We start from the raw sequence: 21,409 nt of genomic DNA, 5'->3' as shown, positions 1-21,409 counted from the left end.
TCGACGATAACATAAGGCCAGTTTGGCACAGGGCTTAACCGCCTGTTTACCAAGAGTGCGAAATGTCAGCGGCAATCGATCCGTTTCGCTGCCGCTGCGACACCTCTGCGTTGCACACTGACAAACCGGATTGGGTCACGGACCTCGCTGCCCCGGGTTTGACGATGAAACGCAACGCGACGCTCAACCTGGAAGAGTTCGACCCGGAAATCCTCGATGCCGCCCGCGATGTGGCGCGTCGCGCAGGGGTGCCGGTGGAGACCTGGATCGCGTCGATCGTCACGCCGGACCAGAAGCCCAAGGCACGCCGCCGCCGCTTGACCTCGTCGATGCAGCATCAGACCCGCCCGCTCGTCGACGTTTCGAGCAGCGCGCCGTCACCCGTCGAGGCCAATCTCGAATCCGCCGAGGCCGATCCCGCACCCGTCGACGCCGCGGAGGCCGTCGTCACCGACGGCGCTGACGTCGTCTCGGCCCCCGTCGTCTCGGCTCCTGCACCGGACCCGATCGCGCCCTTCACCACCTCCATCGCCGAGATGATGCGGCGTCTCGACCAGATCGATCATAAGATCGCCCAGGATCACCAGATCTCGCAGGAGACGGCGACGCGGACGATCGAGGAGATCGAAGCCAGGATCAGCACGGTGCTGGATGCCGGCCTGTCCCCGGCGGCACAGATGGCCGAGCGTCTGGCGCAGATCGAGCGCCGCATGGTCGAACTCGGCGAGCAACTGGCCTCGCCGCGCCCCATCGGCCGGCGCGGCCGCCCTGTCGAGGTGGAGCTGCGCGACGCGGTGGCGGAAATCCGCCAGCGTCAGCGCGAACTCGATTCCGACTCGGCCACTGCCGAGCAGAAGCCTGCCGCCTCGGCGACACGGGCGCCGTCGCCGGCGCTCTCCGAATTGCAGGCCGAGACGAGCCGTCTTCGCGAATCGATCACCGGCCTCGCCACGGGCCGCGACGTCGGTGCCCTCGAACAGGCGATGCACTCCCTCGTCACCGGGGTCCAGCGCGCGCAGGAGCCCTCCGATCTCGCCGCCATCGCGGCCCCCATCGAACTGATCCGCGTTCAGGTCGCCCGTCTCGCCGACGATGTGGCGGAGAACGTCCATGCCCGCGTCGCCAGCGACGTCGAGCGCCTCGCGGCGAAGGTGGACGGGGCGCTCAGCAGCAGCGCGCCGGGCTTCGCCGACCGTGACGAACTCGGTAACCTGTTCCGCGAACTGGACGAAATCCGCCGCCTGATCGGCTCGCTCGCCGGGCCGGAGCGGATCCAGAGCCTCGCCCAGGGGCTCCAGGCGATCAGCGCCCAGATCACAGAATTGCAGGGCGGCGTCGGCGGTGACGGAGCCAACATGGCCGAGCTGCGGCCGTTGCTCGAAGAGATCCGCCTCGGCCTGCGGACCCCGCCTTCGGGTGGGATCGAGGAGCAGATCCAGGCGATGGGCGCCAAGCTCGACGCGCTGCGCGAAGGCGGCTCCGTCGGCGGCGGCAGCCATTCGGACGAGATCATCGTGCGGATCGACGCCCTCGCCGACAAGGTCGAGCGGGTCAGCGTCAATCCGGTCGGCGACCTGATCGGCCGCCTCGAGGATCTCGGCGAGACCCTGCGCCGGCCGGTGATTCCCGGCGGCGACCTCGCCTCGATCCACGGCATGCTGCACGACCTCGCCGACAAGCTCGACCGGGTGGGAGGCCCCGCCGGACCCCGCGCCGAAGGTCTCGACGTGCTGGAGAAGCAGGTTCTGGCGCTGGCCAGCCGCATCGACACACGCGACGCGGACCCCGCGATCGCCGGCCTCGAGCGGACGATGTCCGACCTGCTCGGCCAGGTCTCGGCTTTGCGCGAAGAGGTTCCGATCGAGGCCGCAGTAGAGCGCGCCGCACGCAATGCCGTGGCCGAGAGCATCGGGACCACCGGCGAGACGGGCGAACTCGGGATGCTCCGGGCCAGCCTGGCGGATCTGCGCGCCCAGCAGACGGCCTCCGAGCAGCGGATGCAGGCGACGCTCGACGGCGTCCATTCCACCCTGGACAGGCTCGTGGGCCAGCTGGGCGTCCTGGCCGAGGCCGGCCCGCTCGCCGCCAGCCGCTCCACCTCGTCTCACGACCTCGCCGAGCGGCTCGGAATCGCCACCGGCCGCGTGGACGAGCGGGCCCCGATGCAGGCGGGCGCCATGATCCGGCGGGCCGAACCCTTGCGGGTGAGCCCGACGGCGCAATCCTTCGAGCTCGGTCGCGTCACGGACGAGCCGCTGGAGCCCGGCGCCCGCCGTCCCAGCCCCGACCGGTCCGCGGAGAGCGGTTCGGACGCGATCAAGCCGACCGAGAGCGACATCAAGACGAGCTTCATCGCCGCCGCGCGGCGTGCGGCGCAGGCCGCGCAGAACGAGGCCGCGATCGCCGCCCGCTCGCCCGAGATGCAGCGTCGCGGTGCCTCCGACGACGCCCTGGAAACCTCGACCCCCGGGCGCGTTGCGCGTCTGCGCGCCGAATTCGACAAGCGCCGCAAGCCGCTCCTCCTCGGCCTCGCCGCCATCGTCCTCGCGCTCGGTGCATTGCAGGCCATCAACTCCCGCCGCACCGCGACGGATGTGTCGGCGGCCCAAATCGCCGAAGCGCAGGCCGCCCCAGGCCAGCCCTCGGACAGCGCGGCCAAAACCGATTCGGCCAATGCCGACACGGCCAAGGCTGACGCATCGAAGGCTGACGCATCGAAGGCTGACCCATCTCCCACCGACACGGCCAGGGTCGCCGCGGATACGCCTGCGCGGCCGGACCCGGAAACCACCCAGTCGATCTCCGAGCCGGCCTCGTCCAAGGCCGTCCCGACCCTGACCGAATCCTCGAGCCAGCCGGCCCAGCGTCCGGTGCCGAAGGTCGCTGCCCTCGGTAATCTGGCGGGCGATCTCGGGGCGGTGCCGACGGGGCTCGCGCAGCTTCGCAAGGCCGCCCTCGAAGGCGATGGAGCCTCCGTCTACGATCTCGCCGCCCGCGCCCTCGAAGGCCGGGGCATGCCCCGCGACTTCGCGGTGGCGGCAAAGCTGTTCGAGGCTCTGGCCGAAGTCGGCTACGCCCCGGCGCAGTACAAGCTCGGCGGCCTCTACGAGAAGGGCTCGGGCGTGGTGCGCGACCTCGCCCAGGCCAAGCTCTGGTACGCCCGCGCGGCGGAACAGGGCCATGCCCGCTCGATGCATAACCTTGCCGTGGTCTACGCCGAGAATCCGTCGGCGAACGGCAAGCCGGATTACACCACGGCTTCGCAATGGTTCCGGCGCGGCGCCGAGTACGGCATGCGCGACAGCCAGTACAACCTCGCCGTCCTCTACGCGCGGGGCCTTGGGTTGCAGCAGGATCTCGTCCAATCCTACCTCTGGTTCTCCGCCGCTGCGGCCCAGGGCGACGACGATGCGGGCCGGAAGCGCGACGATGTCGCCGCCAAGCTGGCGCCGAAGGATCTGGTGGTGGCGCAGAAGCTCAGCACCGCCTTCAAACCGAAGGCATCGGTGGCGGCCGTCAACGAGCCTCCCGCGCCCACCGGCGCCGGCGTGGATGGGTCGATGAGCCTGATCGGTGCACCGCCCCCCGCCACACCGGCTCCGACCGCGCCTCGCCGTACCACGGGTGCGTGACACACCGGTCGCACGCGGACATGGACTGCGCGTGATAGCGACGCGCGTAGCGTCGACGCGGGCGGAGCGAAGTCGAATCGACGTTCCTGTTCAGAGCTTTACCTGAACCCGGACGCGACTCGATCCGTCGGCGGCTCTGGATCGGCGGGGCGTTTCGCGCGGCGAGAACCGTGTATAGTCACGGCGGTGAGATCCTGGCCGCGGATCGCGGACGATCGCGGGATCACGGACCAATGGAGCCGAAGATTCGATGGCGCGTGTGACGCCCATACCGACATCAGCCCTCGTTCTTGGCGTCGCCGGCCTCATTCCCTTTCTGGGGTTCGCAGCTCTTTCCCTCAGCGGCAGCGATGGTGGCCTCGGCAATGTCGGGCTGGCCCCACGCACCATCCTCTCGACCTATGGCGCGGTGATCGCATCGTTCCTCGGCGGCATCCGCTGGGGTGCGGCCGCGTCGGGCGGAGCGGGCGGGCGCGACTACGTCATCGCCATCCTGCCCTCCCTCATCGCCTGGGCGGCCCTGGCCTTCCCCATGCCGTGGGACCTGCGCGTGCTCGGCCTGCTCGTCCTCGGCTGGGGCTTCGTCGATCTCGACCTCGTCCGGCGTGGCCTCGTGCCGACCTGGCTCGGACGTCTGCGGCTCATCCTGTCGGTCGTGGCCGGCTGCGCGCTACTGATCGCGGCCTGAGCTTTCAGGGCCGGTCGGGGCCGAGCCGCGAGAGGTAGCGCTCCGCCTCCTCCCAAGTCTCGCCGATGCCGGAAAAGCCCACATAGCCGTCGGGCCGGACGAGGATCAGCCGGTCGCCTTCGGGCGGGCGTCGCGGCGTCGGTTCGAGCAGGGCGGGATACCGCGCCGCGAAGCTCGCTCCCCGTACCGCATCCGCCGCGTAGAGGACGAAGAGCGGCACCGGGCCGGAGCCGGGGGGCTTTCCGTCATCGTGCTCCGGCGCCCAGCGCATTCCCGCCTCGGGGCCGTGAGAGAGCGGGCTGTCGGTATAGGCGATCTCCACCTCGCTCATTGTCGCCGCCATCTTGTCCTGCACGGCGTGGAAGCCGAGCATGAACCGGAGCGCGAGGTTGCGGAATCCCTGCGCCACGGGGTTCGACAGGGTCGCCATGTCGGTCAGGCGGGCGGCATTGCGCAGCACCATGTCGCCGACGGCGCTCCGCTCGGGGCTGTAGCTGTCGAGGAGCGAGGGCGCGGCTTGCCCCCGCTCCACCATCGCCAGTTTCCAGGCGAGGTTGATGGCGTCCTGCATGCCGGTATTCATGCCCTGGCCACCGGCGGGGCTATGGATATGCGCCGCGTCGCCGGCCAGGACCGCGCGCCCCTGCAAATATTGCGAGACCTTGCGCTCGTTGATGCGGAAATGCGTGAGCCAGACTGGATCGACGACACGAAAGCCGCCCGCGCGCTGGTCCACCAGGGCCTGTACGTCGCCGAGGGTCGGGTCCGGGCGCGGATGCGCCGGATCGGTCTTGCCGACCTGCGCGATCACCCGCGCGCGGCCGCCGGGGATCGGGAAGACCACGAGCGGCCCATCCCGGTGGAGATAGGTCGCGATCTCATCGCCGGGCGGTGCACCGTCGCCCTCCACGCGGATATCGGCGAGGAGCCAGTCGTCCCCCTGCGCCTCGCCCGCGAAGGCGAGATCGAGCCCGTGCCGCACGGTGCTGTGCGCGCCGTCGCAGCCGATGAGCCAGGATGCCGAAATGGTCTCCTCGGCACCGTCCGCGTGGCGCAGCGTCGCCTCGACATGCTCGTCATCCGTCACGAAGCTCACGAGTTCCACCTCGCGCTCCACCGCGACGCCGAACGTGGCGAGATGCTCGATCAGCAGGCGCTCGGTCTCCCGCTGCGGGATCATGAGGGCGAAGTTGTAGCTGCTGGCGACGGCGTCGAACCGGATATGGCCGAGGATGCTGCCGGCGCTGCGCAGGGCCGCTCCATGGACGCGCAGACCGGCATCGAGGAAGGCTTGCCTGCAGCCCATCCGGTCCATGAGTTCGAGGGTGCGCGGCCAGACCACGAGCGCCTTCGAGGTCTGCGTCGGCTGCGGGCTCTTGTCGATCAGGCGGATGCCGATGCCGTATCGGGCGAGTTCGGCGGCGAGGGTGAGGCCGACCGGGCCGGCCCCGACGATGAGCGCTTGAAGCATGACCGTGCCCTGGCTCCGCTGCGATTCGCATTCGAAGCCACTGTATCGGAGATTCGATCACCCTCGGTAGAGACAGACCTCCCTGCCAGGAGGGTATGGGGCGACCACCATTCCGGGCCGGGGGTAGCGATGGAGTCCAAGACGACCGCGTGGTGGCCTCCGATCGGTTGCGGACTGGTCTCCCTGCATGCGGGCCTGATCGTCTCGTTCGCCCTCGGCCGCCTCCTCACCTGACCGAAACGCGACCTCATCCTTCGAGGCCTCCGCTGCGCTGCGGCGCCTCAGGATGAGGAGGTTGGTTGGGATGGTCCATACTCCCCGGATCGTCGACCCATGAACCCCATCAACGATGCCCTTAAATCGGAGAGTGCCCCCATGCCGCCATCGTCGCTCGGTAGCGATGGCCGGGCAGGATTTGCCGCGCGGGACGCCCCAGCGGCGATGGCGTTCCTATAAATATTTGACATAACACGATTTTTTCCGTTGCGACCAACGGCGGCGTTTTTGCAATGCAGGCGTGTGTCACTGGGAAAGTCGTGCCGCCATGTCCATCGGTCTCAACGGAATATCCGCCCCGGGAGCGAGCTACCCCGTCCGCACGACGCCGTCAGGATCGACGGAGGCGTCGGCGAAGGACGACTTCCTGAAATATGCCAAGATGACGCCCGCCGAGAAAATCCGCGAAGAGATCCTCAAGAAGATGGGCCTCACGGAGGAAGCGTTGGCCGGGATGCCGCAGAAGGAGCTCGAAAAGATCAACCAGGCGATCAAGGAAAAGATCGAGGAACTGGTGAAGCAAGGCCGGGAGAAAGTCGTCGGAGCCTTCGCCGACATCAAGGCCTGAAGAGACGGCACGCGGCCGGGTGGCGCTCAGTCCCGCGCCAGCATCGCCTTGCCGATGGCGAAGACCCGGCCGTCTCCCAGGAGATGCGCGGTGAAGCCGGCAGGAAACAGCGGATCGAAGGCCGGGTTGCGCACGTTGAGGCCGCCCGCATAGGCACCGAAAGCCGGCATCACCAAGCGCTTACCGTCGGTGACGAAGCAGCGGCGCCGAACCGCGCGGCCGCGCATGGCGACCTTGCCGCAGGGATGCAGATGCCCGGCGATCTCGCCCTCCGGCGCATCCGGCAGCGGCTCGTGCCGCAGGGTCAGTCCACCGAGCGCCATCGTCTCGGCATAGCGCCCGCCGACGCCTTCCGAGACGGCATGGTCGTGGTTGCCGGCGATCCAGACCCAGTCCCGGCCTTCCTGCAGGGCGGCGATCATGGCCCGGTCGCCGGGCTCCATCCGCTCGGGGCCGCGCGCATCGTGGAAGGAATCGCCCAAAGCCACGACGCAGGCCGGGTCGAAGCGGACCACCGCTTCGTGCAGGCAGGCCAGGGTCTCGCGGGTATCGTAGGGCGGCAGGAACTGGCCCGAGCGCGCGGCAAAGGCCGAGCCCTTCTCTAGATGCAGGTCGGAGACGATCAGGGTCCGGTGCGCGGCGAGCCACAACCCGCCGCAGAGGTCGAGGGTGAGCGCTTCGCCGGCCAGCGTCAGGCCGGGGGTCTTGATGGTCCGTTCGAGTTTCTGGCCGAGCGCCAAGATCGCATCCTCTAATCCGGGGAAGGGGCGCGTCACCGAATCGTCACCCGAGCGCTTCTTCGAGAAGCTGCGCCTCGGCCTCCGCCAGGATCTCGTCCGCGCCTTCGCCGTAGACCTTCTCGCGCCCGATTTCGAGCATGACGGACACGGAGAGCGGCGAGACGCGGTCCAGCGCCTTGTGGGTGATTCGCCCCTGGATGCGCCTCAACATCATGCCGAGGCGGGCCACGTCGAGGAGTCCGGTTGCCGCATCCTGCCGCGCGGCGCGCAGGAGCAGGTGGTCGGGCTGGTGCTTGCGCAGCACGTCGTAGACGAGATCGGTGGACATGGTGACCTGCCGCCCGGTCTTCTTCTGGCCCGGATAGCGCCGCTCGATCAGCCCGGCGATCACGGCGCATTGGCGAAACGTGCGCTTCATCATCGAGGATTCGTCGAGCCAGGCTTCGAGATCGTCACCGAGCATGTCCTCGGCGAACAAGGCGCCGAGGAAGCCGGGCTCGCGGGCGATGGCCTCGCTCACGTCGCGGGTCATCCAGATGGCGATGCCGTAATCGTTGGCGGCAAAACCAAGGGGACGCAAACCCGCCCGCTCCAGGCGGCGGGTGAGCAGCATGCCGAGGGTCTGGTGAGCCAGTCGTCCCTCGAACGGGAAGGCCGTGAGGTAATGGCGCTTCGCCCGTGGGAACGTCTCCACGAGGAGGCCGTCGGGCCCCGGCAGGATCGAGCGGCTGCGCTGCTGGACGAGGTAGTCCGCCACCTGTTTCGGCAGCCTGTCCCATTCGAACGGGTCGGCGATGAGGGCGCGCACGCGGGCGGCGAGGAAGGTCGAGAGCGGAAACTTCGCTCCCGCATAGGACGGGATCGCCGGGTCGGTGCCCGGCCCGGCCTTGCTCGCCAGGGCCTCGTCCTCGGACAGGCCCTCGAAGCGCAGCACTTCCCCGGCGAAGAGGAAGGTGTCGCCCGGCGTCAGGGTATCGGCGAAATCCTCTTCGATCTCGCCGAGAACGCGCCCACCCTTGGGCAGGATGGCGCCCGGTTTACCTCGGACGCCGCGCGCGAGGCGCACCTTCACCTTGGCGGATTCGACGATGGTGCCGACATTCATGCGGTATTGCTGGGCGATCCGCGCATCGCGCACCCGCCACAGCCCGTCCGGCCCGCGCAGGATCTTCGCGAACCGCTCATAGGCCCGCAGCGCGTAGCCCCCCGTCGCCACGTAATCGACGACGGCCTCGAAATCCTCCCAGGACAACGTCGCGAAGGGCGCGGCCGAGACGATCTCCTCGTAGAGCTGCAGAGGATCGAACGCATCGGCGCAGGCCATGCCGAGGACATGCTGGGCCAGAACGTCCGGCGCGCCGAGCCGGGCATCCGGCGTGTCCTGTGCGGCTTCCTCCACCGCGTCGAGGGCGGCCTGGCATTCGAGGATCTCGAAGCGGTTGCCGGGGACGAGATAGGCCTTCGACGGCTCGTCCATCCGGTGATTGGCGCGCCCGATCCGCTGCATGATCCGACTGGCCCCCTTGGGCGCGCCGATATTCACGACGAGGTCGACATCCCCCCAATCGATGCCGAGATCGAGGGTCGCGGTGCAGACGATGGCCCGCAATTGCCCCGCCGCCATGGCCGCCTCCACCCGCCGCCGCTGGCTGGCATCGAGGGAGCCGTGATGGAGCGCGATGGGCAGCGACGCCTCGTTGATGCGCCAGAGTTCCTGGAAGGTGTACTCGGCCTGGAGCCGGGTATTGACGAAGACCAGCACCGTCCGGTGCGCCTGGATCAGGTCGTAGATGGCCGGCATCGCCTGACTGGCGGTGTGGCCGGCGAGCGGCAGGGTCAGGCCGGTATCGAGCAGGTGGAGGTCAGGTGCTGCCCCGCCCTTCACGACGACGAGGTCGGCCATGGCATCACCGAACCCTCCCCCCTCTGCGGGGGAGGGTGGCCCGCGAAGCGGGTCGGGAGAGGGGAGCGCCGGTTCCTGAGAGGTCGCCCCCTCTCCCGCCTGCTCCGCAGGCACCCTCCCCCGCAGAGGGGGGAGGGTCATCGAGCCCTGCGGCACCAGATACCGCCTCAGATCGTCCGGCTCGCGCACGGTGGCGGAGAGGCCGATGGCGGTGAGTTTTGGGCTGAGGCGGTGCAGCCGCGCCAGCCCGAGCGACAGCAGGTCGCCCCGCTTCGAGGTGACGAGGGCGTGCAACTCGTCGAGCACCACGCAGGAGAGGGTGGCGAACAGCTCGGACGCCTCGCGATGGGCGATGAGCAAAGCGAGCTGCTCAGGCGTCGTCAGCAGGATGTCGGGCGGGCGCTCGATCTGGCGCGTGCGCTTGTGGGAGGGCGTGTCGCCGGTGCGGGTCTCGACCCGGATCGGCAGGCCCATCTCGGCGATGGGCGCTTCGAGGTTGCGGGCGATGTCTACCGCAAGGGCTTTCAGCGGCGAAATGTAGAGGGTGTGGAGCCCCCGCGCTTTTCGCGATGGCGCCCGCTTGGACAGGGCGACGAGGCTCGGAAGGAACCCCGCCAGCGTCTTGCCGGCCCCTGTCGGCGCCACCAGCAGGGCCGAGCGCCCTTCGCCGACGATGCCGAGGAGCTCAAGCTGATGCGGACGGGGCGCCCAGCCGCGCGAGGCGAACCAGGCCTCGAACGGCGCGGGAAGCCGGCCCTCAGGCAAGGATCGTCAAGCCAGAGCCATTAGGAACCGGTCGATCAGTTCGAGGGCGCGCCCGGTCATCGCACCGGGATAGCGCACGAAGATGTGGCAGCCGCCGGGATAGATCGCGGTATGGCCGCCATTGCCGGCCGCCGCCCAGCGGGACGACATGTAGAGCGTGTCGTCGAGCAGCGGATCGTGCGTGCCCACCGAGAACAGGGCGGGCGGCAGGCCCTTCAGATCGGCATAGAGCGGCGACACGTCGGGCCGGCGCCGGTCGATGCCGTCGCGGACGTAATCGTTGGCGAAGGTGGTGAGGTCCTTGGTGTTCACCACGAGGCGGGTGTCGCCCCAGTTGCGGACGCTGGGGGTCAAACCGAGGTCGAAGAAGCCGGCATTGAGGTTGGCGCCGCGGAAGGCGCGGGGCAGGTTGTGCCGGTCGCGCAGGCGCAGCAGGGTCATGACGGCGAGATGTGCGCCGGCCGATTCACCGCCGATGGTGAGGGCCGAGATGCCGAATTCGGCCTTGCCGGGGCCTGCGAGCCAGAGGGCCGCCGCCTCGCAATCCTCCAAAGCCGCCGGATAGGGATGTTCGGGGGCAAGGCGATATTCCACCGACAGACAGACGAAGCCGCAGGTATCGGCGATCCGCTCCAGCCACGGATCCTGCTCGTCGGCCGCGCCCCAGACCCAGCCACCCCGGTGGATGTGGAGGTAGGCTCCGCGGAGCTTCTGCCACTTCTTCGCGTCGGGCCGGATGACCCTCAGAGAGAGCGGGCCGCCCGGGCCGTCGATGACCACCGTCTCGGCGCGCGCGCTGCGCGGCATCGCCGGAGAGGCCTGGGTTCCCTGCCGGCGGCGCGCGCGCACTTCGGAAAGGGGAATCGACCAGGGATCGGCCTGAGCCGCATGGGCCGCGATGATCTCGGCGTTCAGGCGGTGGGTCTCCGGATCGATCGTCGCCGGGTCGAAGAGGGCGTGGTCGATCATGGAACGGTTCGTCTCATCCAGTGTGGGGCCGAAGCAGCGTTCGGGCGGGAGGGTCGAATGTGGGCGAAGCCCGCACCGATGCCAGTCGCCTTGCCGGCACGAGACGGCCTAACGCCCCAATGGACAGACGGTTTCGTTCGGGTGTGTCGCATCGGTCACGCTTCCGCCGGGTTCGCCGGCTTCAGAGAAGCCGATGAGGCCCCATATGTCCGAGAGAGTTCGGCCGTCGGACCACGGCCAGAGGATGACAGCATGATCGTCGACAACGACCCCCGCCGACAGGGACCGTACCAGGGCCGTCCCCCGGTCGGCAGTGGCTATTCCGATGGAGAACCGCGTTCGGCCCTGCGCCGCTTCCTCGGCGGCTCGCCCATGGCCGTGCTGGTGAAGCTGCTGTTCCTGTCCATTCTCGTCGGCGCCATCATGGCGATGGTGGGTGTCACGCCCGGCCTGCTGTTCTGGCACATCTACGACGCGGGCCGCGCGCTCATCGATCTCGGATTCGAGACCTTCCATGATTTCGGCCGCTGGATCCTCGCCGGTGCCGTGGTGGTGGTGCCGCTTTGGCTGCTGTCGCGGTTCCTTTCGGTGTCGAAATAGCCAGGCCGGAACGCACTCTACCGAAGGACATGAAAAAGGCCGGCGTTTCCGCCGGCCTTTTTCAGTTCGAAGCGTGTCGAAGACGATCAGCGCTGAACGATGACCTTCGCGCCGACCTTGGCGCGGGTGTAGAGATCGGCCACGTCGTCGTTGGTCATGCGGATGCAGCCCGACGAGACGGCGGTGCCGATCGTTTCCGGCTCGTTGGAGCCGTGGATGCGGTAGATCGAGCCGCCGAGATACATGGCGCGGGCGCCGAGCGGGTTCTCGATGCCGCCCTTCATGAAGCGCGGCAGGTCGGGACGACGGCGCAGCATTTCGGCCGGGGGACGCCAATCGGGCCATTCCCGCTTCATCGTGATGGTCTGGGTGCCGCCCCAGGTGAAGCCGGGACGACCGACGCCGACGCCGTAGCGCAGGGCCTGACCGCCGCCGAGCACGTAGTACAACCGGCGCTCGGCCGTGGAGACCACGATGGTGCCGGGAGCGTAATTGCCGCCGAAGGCGACCTGCTCGCGCTGGATCGCCGACATCTGCGGCACGGCCGAGGCCATCGGGTCGGCCGGGTTGAGCGAGGCGTTGGCGGTGGGCACCGCCACGACGGCCGGGGCAGGCTCCGCCTGCGGACGCACGCGCAGCACCAGCGCGTTGTCCAGGGGCTGACGGGTAAGCGGGTCGATCTCATAGGCGGCGGCGGGCGAGGCCCAGACACCAACCATGCAGACGAGCCCGGACAGGGCGGGGGCGATACGGCGCATCAAAGCCTCTCGAAGGCAGGCGAAACGTTGGGGAAACACGGTCGGTAACGCAACGCAGGATACCGTTTTCCGATCGCCAAGACGTAAACGCTGCCGCCCCAAAGCCAAGCTGAATTCGCGATGAAGCGATGGTTGTGGCGGGGTCGTGACTCCGTGGCCACAGTGTGGCGGCTTAGCCGTATTCGCAGGGATTATTATTAGGGGACCCTGTCAGCCGGGAACAATATCCGACGCGGCGGAACCGGACCCGCGTCGGACGTCCGAATACGCCAGATCAGACCGCGTCGAGGCCGAGGTCGATGATCGGTGCGCTATGCGTGATCCAGCCGCTGGAGATCAGGTCGACGCCGGAGGCGGCGATGGCCCCCACCGTCTCGCGGTTGATGCGGCCCGAGGCCTCCGCAATGGCGCGCCCGTCGATCATCCGTACGGCCTCACGCAGCTGGTCCGGGGACATGTTGTCGAGGAGCACCGCATCGGCGCGGACCGACAGGGCCTCGGCCAGCTGGTCCAGGGTGTCGACCTCGATCTCGATCTTCACGAGATGCCCGGAATAGGCCCGTGCCCGTTCGATGGCGGGAACGATCCCGCCGGCCACGGCGACGTGGTTGTCCTTGATGAGCACGGCATCGTCGAGGCCATAGCGGTGGTTGGAGCCGCCCCCGGCCCGGACCGCGTGTTTTTCCAGGGAACGCAGGCCCGGCGTGGTCTTGCGGGTGCAGACGATCCGCGCCTTGCCGTGCGGCCGCGCAGCCTCCACGAGCCCTGCCGTGGCGGTGGCCACGCCGGACATGCGGCACAGGAGATTCAGCGCCACGCGCTCGGCGGTGAGGATGGCGCGCGCCGGACCGTCGAGCCGGATCACCACGTCGCCGGGGGAGACCCGCGCGCCGTCGTGGCGTTCGACGATGACCGACACGGCCGGGTCGATCAGCGCGAAGGCGATGATGGCCGCATCGACGCCGGAGATCACCCCGTCCTGCCGGGCCGCGATGACGCCGGAGAGGCGGGCATCGGCGGGCACGATCGCGTCGGTGGTGATGTCGCCGGCGCGGCCGAGATCTTCGAGCAAAGCCGCGCGGACGATCGGCTCCACGAGGAGACGGGGGAGGGGGACGAGACGGGCATCGCTCATGGGTTCGCTCGTATGATGGTCGCTGGTAGGGGGCCGACGATCCGCCCACTGACCTCGTCCTGAGGTGGCGGAGCGAAGCGGAGCCCTCGAAGGAGGCCTCCATCTCGCATGGGGTAGCTGGAACTCTCCTTCGAGGCCCGCTCGCGCGGGCACTTCAGGATGAGGTCGATGGGTGGGATCATCCCAAGACGATTCCGATCGTCCGATCTAAACCGGAGCGACCGCATCGACCGAGACGGTCTCCGCCATCCGCCAGACCTCGGCCAGGGTCACTTCGCTGTGCCGGGCCGGCGCCTGGTCCGGGTGGTCGCTGCGCCAATGGGCGCCCCGGCTCTCCAGGCGGGACAGGGCGGAGGTCGCGACCATCAATCCGGTGAGGGCCGAGTCGGAGCCCTGCCTCGCCGCCGGCGCCAGGCGGCGCACAGCGTCGGTCAGGCCTTCGGCGTCGCGCACCACCCCGACATCGGCTTCCATGATCCGGCGGATCGCGTCGTGATCGGCGTCGTCGCGCCGGCACGGCTCGGCGATCGAAGCCGGACCGGGGGCGGGGACGGACGCAACAGCCTCGGCGATCCAGGGGGCGAAGGCCATCGCCTCGAGGAGCGAATTGCTGGCGAGGCGGTTCGCGCCGTGCAGTCCGGTGGAGGCGACTTCGCCGCAGGCGAACAGGCCGGGCACGGTGCTGGCGCCGGTGCCGTCCACCTTGATGCCGCCCATATGGTAATGCGCCGCCGGGCGCACGGGGATCGGCTGGCGCTGCGGGTCGATGCCGGAGGCGGTGCAGAGGCCGGCCACGGTGGGGAACCGCGTCGCCATGCGGGCGCCGAGGGCACCGCGACAATCGAGGAAGACCTCGGTGCCGCGCCGCCTCGCCTGGAAAATCGCCCGGGCGACCACGTCGCGGGGAGCGAGATCGCCCCCGGCGATACCGGCCATCACCGGTTCGCCCTCGCTGTCGATCAACCGCGCGCCCTCGCCGCGCAGGGCTTCGGTGGCGAGCGGCATCGGGTCCAGTCCCACCGAGATGGCGGTGGGGTGGAACTGCACGAACTCCATGTCGCGCAAGGTCGCCCCGGCGCGCGCCGCCAGCGCCAGCCCTCGGCCGGTCGCCCCGCACGGGTTGGTGGTGGAGGCGTAGAGGGAGCCGAGCCCGCCGGTGGCGAGCACGACCGACCGCGCTTCGAGCCGCACCGAGGCACCGTCGCGCTCGCAGATCAGGCCGGCGACGGCGCCGCTCTCGTCCTGCAGCAGGCCGCGGACATTGGCGACCAGGATCTCGATGGAGGGCGTCAGCGCGACGGCCTTCAGCAGCGTGTCGAGCACCATCCGCCCGGTGGAATCGCCGCCCGCCCGGACGATGCGGCGGCGCGAATGCGCCGCTTCGAGGCCGAGCGCCAGGGCACCGACGGCATCCCGGTCGAAGGGCGCGCCGAGGCCGACGAGCCAGTCGATCAGGCCGGGGCCGGCTTGCGCCACCCGCAGCGCGACGGCCGGGTCGGTGAGGCCGGCGCCGGCAGCTTCCGTGTCCGCCGCATGCAGTGCGGCGGCATCGTCCTCGGCCATGGCGGCGGCAATGCCGCCCTGCGCCCAGCCCGTCGCCGTGCCGCTTCCCAAGGGAGAAGCGGTGACGAGGGTGACCGGGCGGGGGCTGAGCCGCAAAGCCGTGGCGAGACCGGCGACGCCGGCGCCGACTACGATCACACGGTCCGAGCCGGGGAGGGTGAAGGAGAACGGGGAGTGCGCGTTCATCGCGGACGCACCGCGAGCATGCGCTCCACCGCCGCGCGAGCGCGCTCGGCGAGTTCCGGCTCCACCGTCACCTCATGGGTGAGGGTCTCCAGGGCGTGGCGGATGTTCCGCAGCGACATCCGCTTCATGTGCGGACACATGTTGCAGGGCTTGATGAACTCGATGTCCGGGTTGGCGGCGGCGATGTTGTCGCCCATGGAGCATTCCGTCACGAGCACCACCTGACGCGGCCGCTTCTCTGTGACGAAGTTCATCATCATCGCGGTCGAACCCGAGAAGTCCGATGCCGCCACCACGTCGGGCGGGCATTCCGGATGGGCGATGACGGTGACGCCGGGATAGCTCTCGCGCACCTCGTCGATATCGGCGGGTGTGAACTGCTCGTGGACCTCGCAATGGCCGGCCCAGGTGAGGATCTCGACCTCGGGCACCAGAACCTGGACGTTCTGCGCCAGGAACTCGTCGGGAATCATCAGGACGCGCGGCGCATTGAGCGAGCGCACCACGTCCACCGCGTTGCCGGAGGTGCAGCACACGTCCGATTCCGCCTTCACGGCGGCGGAGGTGTTGACGTAGGTCACGATCGGCACGCCGGGATACTTCTCGCGAAGTCCCCGCACGTCGGCGGCGGTGATCGAATCGGCGAGCGAGCACCCGGCCCGCATGTCGGGGATCAGGACGGTCTTGCCCGGATTGAGCAGCTTGGCCGTCTCCGCCATGAAATGGACGCCGGCCAGCACGATCACGTCGGCATCCACGTTGATCGCCTCGCGGGCCAGCGCCAGGCTGTCGCCGACGATGTCCGACACGGTGTGGAAGATCTCGGGCGCCTGGTAGTTGTGAGCGAGGATCACCGCGTTGCGTGTCTTCTTCAGCTCCAGGATCGCCGCGACGTCATCGGCCAGGGCCGGCCATTCGATGGCCGGAACATGCCGGCTCACGCGGGCGTAGATATCGGGCAGAGGCAGGGTCGAAACCCGGTCGATCGGGAAACTCGTGGCCGCCATGGTCGCGTCCTCAATTATGCTCAATCTGAGCATTGTGCCGACTAACGTAGGCGTGTGAGATACGCTTGTCTAGATATGCTGAGCCTGAGCATATTCATTTTGCATTGCGATATTGTGCAAACGTCATCCTCCGCCATCGCCGTCCCTTCCCTCGTGGTCGAGCGCGATAGTTCCTGATCGCGTGAGGGGACAAGGACGTTCAGAGGTCGAGTGCCGGTTCGGTCCGATAGGCACGATGCAGCAGGGCGGTGAGTTCGTCGGATCGCGGCAGGGTGACGGTGCCGATGGACGATATAGCGACGGCCGGCGTCCAGGAATTCATCGCGACGGCTCCGGCAAACTCGTGGAGCCCGTCCGCCGCTACGACCGCCTCGCGCTGGGGGACACCGAGGGCGGTCAATCGACGGCGGACAATTCCCATCGTGACCCCGGCCAGGATGTCGGCCTTCGGCCATGTCACCGACACTCCGTCCCAGAAGGCCAGGTTCCAGATCGTCGCTTCGCCGATACTCCCCTGACGATCGACGAACGCGGCATCGTCGAAGCCCATCCGGGCAGCCTCGCGCAGGAGATGGGTCTTTGCCGATTCGCCCACATGCTTGACCTCCGGGCGCCAACGCTCATGCGGCGTGAGGGCCAGTTTCAGCGGGCCGGCGGGGCCGTCACTCGGCGGAAAGGTTCGAACTAGAATCGAGAATATTTCCGCTGCGCAGTCGAGGCGGAACTCGCCGTTGCGCGAGAACACTGTCGCGGTGAGCGACAGGTCGCCGGGGGCGCCCGCGATGGCGGTCCGAAGTGCGTCTCGTATGCGCTCCTCAGGAATGGTGCAGCCGAACAGTGCCTGCGACCCGTCGAGAAGGCGCTCCAGATGAAGGTCCAACCCTCTCACGCGCCGGTCACGGACCTGCATGGCGGTAAAATGCGCGAACCCGGCGAAGGCGAGGGGGGCGAGGTCGGAGGCGGTGGCGATGCGCCCGTCGATCCAGGCATGGGTGGCGAAGACGTCTGTCATGGGAAAGCGCTCTCGACTGGTTTCCATCGAAGAGCCGCAGCCTTAATCCGTGACAGCACTGTCAGGGTCAACGGCCAATGCGGATTGGGACGCTATCGAAGCGCACGGGCGTCAGCGTGCGCATGCTGCGCTATTACGAAGGGGAGGGGCTGCTCGCGCCGGAGCGCACCGCCTCCGGGTATCGCGATTACACGCCGCTGGACGAGGAAACCGTCCGGCGGATCAGGACGCTCGGCGCGGCCGGAATGACCTTGCCGGTCATCCGCGTGTTCCTGCCCTGCGCGCTCGCCGGGCGCGGCGCATTCGAACCCTGCGACGAGCTTCGGCAAACGTTACGCCGGCACATCGGCGAGGTGGACGAGCGCATCGCGGCGCTCGAGACGAGCCGCGCCATGCTGGAATCGATCCTGGCGGCAATGTAGGCCCCACCCGCGATTGCCGCGTCGCCAGGGCCGAAACGTGTCTCGGCACGCGATGCCTCAGGGCGACCGTCGCGAAGGGGTCAGCCGGAACCCCGGCGCGGGGCGCTCCAACAGCACCTCACGGCGGAAGCGGACGAGCCGGGCGGGCCGCCCTGCCGCGCCGCTGGTAACTTCGTCGGTCTCCTCCACCAGCCCCTGCTGGGCGACGAGTCGACGGAAATTTTGCTTGTGGAGATTGGCGCCCGACAGGGCCTCCACGGTGCGCTGCAACTGGAACAGGGTGAAGGTCGGCGGCATCAGCTCGAACACCACGGGGCGATACTTGATCTTGCCACGCAAGCGTCCGATCGCCGTGGCGAGCACCCTGCGGTGATCGAACGTCATGGGCCGGCCCGTCGTGGCGAATTCGGCAGCATTTGCTTCCCCGGCCTGTCCCCGCGCTTCGGGGATCAGACCGGCCTCGAACAGGAGTTCGTAGCGTTCGAGCACGCGCTCCTCGTTCCAGGCCCCGCCGCCGATGCCGAAGGTGAGGCCGAGCCTGTCCTCACGCCGCCGCCTGACCTTGGCATCGGATGTCCCGGCCGCCCAGGCCAGGAGCTTGGCCTCGATCTCGTCGAGGGTCGCGGGCCGGCCCGCGCGCCAATCCTCCCAGGGAAGGAACGCGTACCAATTGTGCCACGACGCCTCGGCGAGCGCCGCCGACCGCATCTCGCGGACCAGAGCGAGATAGGCCACGGACAAAGAGTGAAGGCCGCCCGAATCGTCGCCCTGCCGGTCGCGGTCTCCGAACGTGTAGAGCTGCTCCACATAGCCGAGGCGCTGCTGGGTCTGGCGCTCCACCCAGGCGCGCAGACCGCGTTCCAGGGTCGGGTGCTCCGGCACGAGGGGACCGGACGGCAATCCGGTCTCGCGGCTCGCGGCCTGGCCCGGCACCTTCACGGTGAGGGCGCGCGGCTCGCCATCCGTCGCCGCGACGATGACGGCGACGAGCCCGACCGCCGACGGATTGGGAAGCGCATCGGCCGCTTCCGCTGCAAATCCGTCCTGCCCCCTCGTCACCTGTCCGCCCCCCGGTCCGTGAATGGGTCTCATGGCAGATTGCCTGCCGGAATCAACGCGCGAAAGGATGCGCGCGTCGCCTCACGCCTTGGTGGACACCGGGCGCGCCGGGTTGCCGACGACTGTCGCGCCGGGCGCCACGTCGCGGGTGACGACGGCGCCGGCCCCGATGATCGCATGGTCGCCCACCGTGACGCCGGGCAGGATCAGCGCGCCGCCGCCGATCCAGACATTGCGGCCGATGGCGATGGGGCGTGCGAATTCCAGCCCGGCCTCGCGCGCCTCCGCCTCGCGGGGATGGTCCGCCGTGAGGAGTTGGACGCCCGGCCCGATCTGTGTCCGCTCGCCGATCGTCACCGTGGTGCAATCGAGGATGACGCAGTTGAAGTTCAGGAAGACGTGGGCGCCGATGCTGATGTTGAAGCCGTAATCGCAATGGAACGGCGGCCGGATCACCGCCCCGTCGCCGACATTGGCCAACGTCTCGCGCAGCAGAACCCGGCGCTCGTCGGCGGGGCGGCCGAGCATGGCGTTGTAGCGCGCGAGCCAGACCTGGCAGGCGCGCAGGTCGGCACCGAGTTCCGCGTCGTCGGGGTGGTAGAGTTCCCCCGCGATCATCTTCTGCTTCGGCGTGCGCCCGGCTTCGGTGGTCATGCCAATCTCCGTGCTTCGTCGAGGCGGGGAGTAGGCCGATGGGCCGGGGCCGGCAAGCGAAGCGGTGCGGATCGGCTTTGCGTGGCACGGCCACCCGTTTAGATTGCCGCCGCTCGAACCTGGGCGCTGGGGCTTACCGGAGGAACGACGTGATCGGACGCGACACCGCCTTGGGCTCGACCGTGCCGGTCGACGTGAGGCTCTACGGTATTCTCGACGTGGACGTCTGTGGCGATGACGGCGACGACCTCGCCGATATGGCGGCCGAGGCCGTCTCGGGCGGATGTACCCTTCTTCAATACCGGGAGAAGTCCATCGAGAACGCGCGCGAGTCGCTGGCGCGCATCCGGGCCATCCGCGCGGCCATCGCGGGCACCGGGGTGCCGCTCCTCGTCAACGATCGCTGCGATCTCGCTCTGGCTGCCGAGGCCGAGGGCGTGCATCTCGGCCAGTCGGACCTGCACCCGGCGGATGCGCGGCGCATTCTGGGCCCACGCGCCATCATTGGCCTGACGTTGAAATCGGCGGCTCAGGCCGACGAGCTCTATCGCCTGCCCGTGGATTATGCCTGCATCGGCGGCGTCTTCGCCACGACGAGCAAGGACAACCCCGATCCGCCGGTCGGGCTCGACGGTTTCTCGCGCATCGCCTTCCGGGCGCGCCTCGCCCGGGGCACCGGTTTTCCGGTGGGGGCCATCGCCGGGATCGACGGCAGCAACGCCGCCGCCATCATCGCGGCGGGCGCCGACGGCATCGCCCTGATCTCCGCGCTGTTTTCCGCCGAGGAGGTGGAGGCGCGCGCCAGGGACCTGCGCTTCCGGGTGGATTCGGCCCTCGCGGCGAGGGGCGCGGCCGCCTAGAGCTGCGCCCGACCACGTTGGGTCGGGGCACATCTCCAGGCCTTTGTTTCGCCGCGCTCTTTTTCGCCGAACCGGCATCCGCTTTGGCGGAGAGCGCTCTAACGAGCGAGCCGGGCGAATGAGCGGTAAAATTCTCTAAGTCCCTGTTCTAAAATCATTTTCAATCGGGCCGGATTCCCTCGTTCCGGACGATGGTTTAGGGTTGCCGCAACGCAAGGGACGAGACACGCCATGACACCCATCGCCGTGACCATAGCGGGCTCCGATTCCAGCGGCGGCGCCGGTATCCAGGCCGATCTCAAGACCTTCGCGGCACTCAAGGTCTATGGCGCCAGCATCATCACCGCGCTCACGGCGCAGAACACCCTCGGCGTGCAGGCGATTCACGACGTGCCGGCCGATTTCATCGCCGCCCAGATCGACAGCGTCTTCTCCGATCTCGACGTCAAGGCGGTGAAGATCGGCATGCTGTCGAAGCCCGCGGTGATCGAGGCCGTGGCCGCCGGGCTCAGCCGTCATGCCTCCCGCATACCGATCGTCCTCGACCCTGTCATGGTGGCCACGAGCGGAGACCGCCTCATCTCCGACGAGGCGGTGGACGCTATGCGCCGGCACCTCCTTCCCCTGGCCGATCTGGTGACGCCGAACCTTCCCGAGGCCGCCACCCTGATCGAGTCTCCCGTGGCGCAGAGCGAGAACGAGGCGGTCGTGCAGGGACGCAAGCTGCTCGCGATGGGGGCCCGCGCCGTGCTCATCAAGGGCGGCCATGCGGAGGGCACGGAGAGCGTCGATCACCTCATGAGCACGGACGGGACGCTGCGGCGCTTCGCATCGGCGCGCGTCGACACCCGCAACACGCACGGCACCGGCTGCACCCTGTCCTCGGCCGTGGCGGCGGGCTTGGCCCGTGGCCTCTCCCTGACGGAGGCCGTCACCCAGGCCAAACGATACGTCACCGCCGCCATTGCCGCGTCCAATTCCGTGACGGTGGGACGAGGGCACGGACCGGTCCATCATTTCCACGCCCTTTGGCACTGACACGAGGGAGAAGTTGGCCTCCTTCGCCTTGCATCGGATGCCTGATTGCGTTTGAAGTACCGCACGATCGTTCGATGTACGGAACGACGCGATAGGTTCTGGG

At 68.8% G+C, this 21,409-nt stretch carries 18 protein-coding genes; 7 read left to right on the top strand and 11 right to left on the bottom strand.

The window, feature by feature from the left end:
- Positions 1–164 precede the first annotated feature (164 nt).
- Both ASF32_RS08265 and ASF32_RS08260 read left to right on the top strand, forming a co-directional pair.
- Complete coding sequence (locus tag ASF32_RS08265) at positions 165–3,632, top strand: hypothetical protein (RefSeq protein ID WP_244483608.1); 3,468 nt, start codon at positions 165–167, stop codon at positions 3,630–3,632.
- Between the two features lie 250 nt (positions 3,633–3,882).
- The gene (locus ASF32_RS08260; RefSeq protein WP_056426211.1) at positions 3,883–4,320 is read left to right on the top strand and encodes a DUF3429 domain-containing protein; all 438 of its coding nucleotides are present in this window, start codon (positions 3,883–3,885) and stop codon (positions 4,318–4,320) included.
- 4 nt (positions 4,321–4,324) lie between these two features.
- Here ASF32_RS08260 and ASF32_RS08255 read toward each other — a convergent pair whose 3' ends face one another.
- Positions 4,325–5,791, bottom strand: a complete 1,467-nt coding sequence (locus ASF32_RS08255) for an FAD-dependent monooxygenase (protein WP_056426207.1) — start codon at positions 5,789–5,791, stop codon at positions 4,325–4,327.
- A gap of 544 nt (positions 5,792–6,335) precedes the next feature.
- Here ASF32_RS08255 and ASF32_RS08250 point away from each other — a divergent pair.
- Positions 6,336–6,635 (top strand): hypothetical protein, encoded by a 300-nt coding sequence (locus ASF32_RS08250; protein ID WP_056426204.1) that lies wholly within the window; start codon positions 6,336–6,338, stop codon positions 6,633–6,635.
- Positions 6,636–6,661: 26 nt separating this feature from the next.
- Here ASF32_RS08250 and pdeM read toward each other — a convergent pair whose 3' ends face one another.
- The 3 genes from pdeM to ASF32_RS08235 are packed head-to-tail and all read right to left on the bottom strand — an operon-like array spanning position 6,662 to position 11,012.
- Positions 6,662–7,375 (bottom strand): ligase-associated DNA damage response endonuclease PdeM, encoded by a 714-nt coding sequence (gene pdeM / locus ASF32_RS08245; protein WP_056426201.1) that lies wholly within the window; start codon positions 7,373–7,375, stop codon positions 6,662–6,664.
- A 43-nt stretch (positions 7,376–7,418) separates the two neighbouring features.
- On the bottom strand, positions 7,419–10,043 hold the full coding sequence (locus ASF32_RS08240) for a ligase-associated DNA damage response DEXH box helicase (protein ID WP_056426198.1): 2,625 nt from the start codon (positions 10,041–10,043) through the stop codon (positions 7,419–7,421).
- A gap of 6 nt (positions 10,044–10,049) precedes the next feature.
- Positions 10,050–11,012, bottom strand: a complete 963-nt coding sequence (locus ASF32_RS08235) for an alpha/beta hydrolase (RefSeq protein WP_056426195.1) — start codon at positions 11,010–11,012, stop codon at positions 10,050–10,052.
- Positions 11,013–11,264: 252 nt separating this feature from the next.
- On the opposite strand from ASF32_RS08235, the gene ASF32_RS08230 reads away from it, so the two are divergent.
- Positions 11,265–11,612, top strand: a complete 348-nt coding sequence (locus ASF32_RS08230) for a DUF6460 domain-containing protein (RefSeq protein WP_056426192.1) — start codon at positions 11,265–11,267, stop codon at positions 11,610–11,612.
- 86 nt (positions 11,613–11,698) lie between these two features.
- On the opposite strand, the gene ASF32_RS08225 is transcribed toward ASF32_RS08230, so the two are convergent.
- The 5 genes from ASF32_RS08225 to ASF32_RS08205 form a co-directional block, all read right to left on the bottom strand.
- Positions 11,699–12,370 carry a L,D-transpeptidase gene (locus ASF32_RS08225; protein WP_056426189.1) on the bottom strand — a complete coding sequence of 224 codons (672 nt, stop codon included), beginning with the start codon at positions 12,368–12,370 and terminating at the stop codon, positions 11,699–11,701.
- A gap of 274 nt (positions 12,371–12,644) precedes the next feature.
- Positions 12,645–13,505: a carboxylating nicotinate-nucleotide diphosphorylase gene (gene nadC, locus ASF32_RS08220; protein WP_056426186.1), complete on the bottom strand. Its 861-nt coding sequence runs from the start codon at positions 13,503–13,505 to the stop codon at positions 12,645–12,647.
- A gap of 207 nt (positions 13,506–13,712) precedes the next feature.
- Positions 13,713–15,254, bottom strand: coding sequence for an L-aspartate oxidase (locus ASF32_RS08215; RefSeq protein WP_056426184.1), 1,542 nt, complete (start codon positions 15,252–15,254; stop codon positions 13,713–13,715).
- Entirely contained in the window at positions 15,251–16,261 is a 1,011-nt protein-coding gene (nadA, locus tag ASF32_RS08210) for a quinolinate synthase NadA (protein ID WP_056426181.1), read from the bottom strand. The genes ASF32_RS08215 and nadA overlap by 4 nt, the downstream gene beginning before the upstream one ends.
- Before the next feature lie 199 nt (positions 16,262–16,460).
- The gene (locus tag ASF32_RS08205) at positions 16,461–17,273 is read right to left on the bottom strand and encodes an aminotransferase class IV family protein (protein ID WP_056426178.1); all 813 of its coding nucleotides are present in this window, start codon (positions 17,271–17,273) and stop codon (positions 16,461–16,463) included.
- Between the two features lie 77 nt (positions 17,274–17,350).
- On the opposite strand from ASF32_RS08205, the gene ASF32_RS08200 reads away from it, so the two are divergent.
- The gene (locus ASF32_RS08200) at positions 17,351–17,695 is read left to right on the top strand and encodes a MerR family transcriptional regulator (RefSeq protein ID WP_056426175.1); all 345 of its coding nucleotides are present in this window, start codon (positions 17,351–17,353) and stop codon (positions 17,693–17,695) included.
- Between the two features lie 57 nt (positions 17,696–17,752).
- Here the strand turns inward: ASF32_RS08200 and ASF32_RS08195 are convergent, their stop codons facing one another.
- Both ASF32_RS08195 and ASF32_RS08190 read right to left on the bottom strand, forming a co-directional pair.
- Positions 17,753–18,787, bottom strand: coding sequence for a hypothetical protein (locus ASF32_RS08195; RefSeq protein WP_244477915.1), 1,035 nt, complete (start codon positions 18,785–18,787; stop codon positions 17,753–17,755).
- A 48-nt stretch (positions 18,788–18,835) separates the two neighbouring features.
- Positions 18,836–19,408: a sugar O-acetyltransferase gene (locus ASF32_RS08190; RefSeq protein WP_056426169.1), complete on the bottom strand. Its 573-nt coding sequence runs from the start codon at positions 19,406–19,408 to the stop codon at positions 18,836–18,838.
- A gap of 149 nt (positions 19,409–19,557) precedes the next feature.
- Between ASF32_RS08190 and thiE the strand changes: the two genes are divergently transcribed.
- Both thiE and thiD read left to right on the top strand, forming a co-directional pair.
- Positions 19,558–20,268 (top strand): thiamine phosphate synthase, encoded by a 711-nt coding sequence (gene thiE / locus ASF32_RS08185; protein ID WP_156467729.1) that lies wholly within the window; start codon positions 19,558–19,560, stop codon positions 20,266–20,268.
- Positions 20,269–20,499: 231 nt separating this feature from the next.
- A complete protein-coding gene (thiD, locus tag ASF32_RS08180) occupies positions 20,500–21,306 on the top strand; it encodes a bifunctional hydroxymethylpyrimidine kinase/phosphomethylpyrimidine kinase (RefSeq protein WP_056426166.1) in 807 nt (268 codons plus the stop codon).
- Positions 21,307–21,409 lie beyond the last annotated feature (103 nt).

Source organism: Methylobacterium sp. Leaf91 (assembly GCF_001422815.1).
GTDB lineage: Bacteria > Pseudomonadota > Alphaproteobacteria > Rhizobiales > Beijerinckiaceae > Methylobacterium.
This window is presented reverse-complemented; position numbering and strand designations above follow the sequence as displayed.

What these genes read in the sequence shown, in the direction of transcription:
- ASF32_RS08190 (WP_056426169.1), bottom strand. Translation starts at nt 19,408, where the DNA reads ATGACCACCGAAGCCGGGCGCACGCCGAAGCAGAAGATGATCGCGGGG.
- ASF32_RS08255 (WP_056426207.1), bottom strand. Translation starts at nt 5,791, where the DNA reads ATGCTTCAAGCGCTCATCGTCGGGGCCGGCCCGGTCGGCCTCACCCTC.
- nadA (WP_056426181.1), bottom strand. Translation starts at nt 16,261, where the DNA reads ATGGCGGCCACGAGTTTCCCGATCGACCGGGTTTCGACCCTGCCTCTG.
- ASF32_RS08215 (WP_056426184.1), bottom strand. Translation starts at nt 15,254, where the DNA reads ATGAACGCGCACTCCCCGTTCTCCTTCACCCTCCCCGGCTCGGACCGT.
- ASF32_RS08195 (WP_244477915.1), bottom strand. Translation starts at nt 18,787, where the DNA reads ATGAGACCCATTCACGGACCGGGGGGCGGACAGGTGACGAGGGGGCAG.
- ASF32_RS08260 (WP_056426211.1), top strand. Translation starts at nt 3,883, where the DNA reads ATGGCGCGTGTGACGCCCATACCGACATCAGCCCTCGTTCTTGGCGTC.
- ASF32_RS08225 (WP_056426189.1), bottom strand. Translation starts at nt 12,370, where the DNA reads ATGCGCCGTATCGCCCCCGCCCTGTCCGGGCTCGTCTGCATGGTTGGT.
- thiD (WP_056426166.1), top strand. Translation starts at nt 20,500, where the DNA reads ATGACACCCATCGCCGTGACCATAGCGGGCTCCGATTCCAGCGGCGGC.
- ASF32_RS08205 (WP_056426178.1), bottom strand. Translation starts at nt 17,273, where the DNA reads ATGACAGACGTCTTCGCCACCCATGCCTGGATCGACGGGCGCATCGCC.
- ASF32_RS08230 (WP_056426192.1), top strand. Translation starts at nt 11,265, where the DNA reads ATGATCGTCGACAACGACCCCCGCCGACAGGGACCGTACCAGGGCCGT.
- ASF32_RS08200 (WP_056426175.1), top strand. Translation starts at nt 17,351, where the DNA reads ATGCGGATTGGGACGCTATCGAAGCGCACGGGCGTCAGCGTGCGCATG.
- nadC (WP_056426186.1), bottom strand. Translation starts at nt 13,505, where the DNA reads ATGAGCGATGCCCGTCTCGTCCCCCTCCCCCGTCTCCTCGTGGAGCCG.
- ASF32_RS08235 (WP_056426195.1), bottom strand. Translation starts at nt 11,012, where the DNA reads ATGATCGACCACGCCCTCTTCGACCCGGCGACGATCGATCCGGAGACC.
- ASF32_RS08265 (WP_244483608.1), top strand. Translation starts at nt 165, where the DNA reads ATGAAACGCAACGCGACGCTCAACCTGGAAGAGTTCGACCCGGAAATC.
- ASF32_RS08250 (WP_056426204.1), top strand. Translation starts at nt 6,336, where the DNA reads ATGTCCATCGGTCTCAACGGAATATCCGCCCCGGGAGCGAGCTACCCC.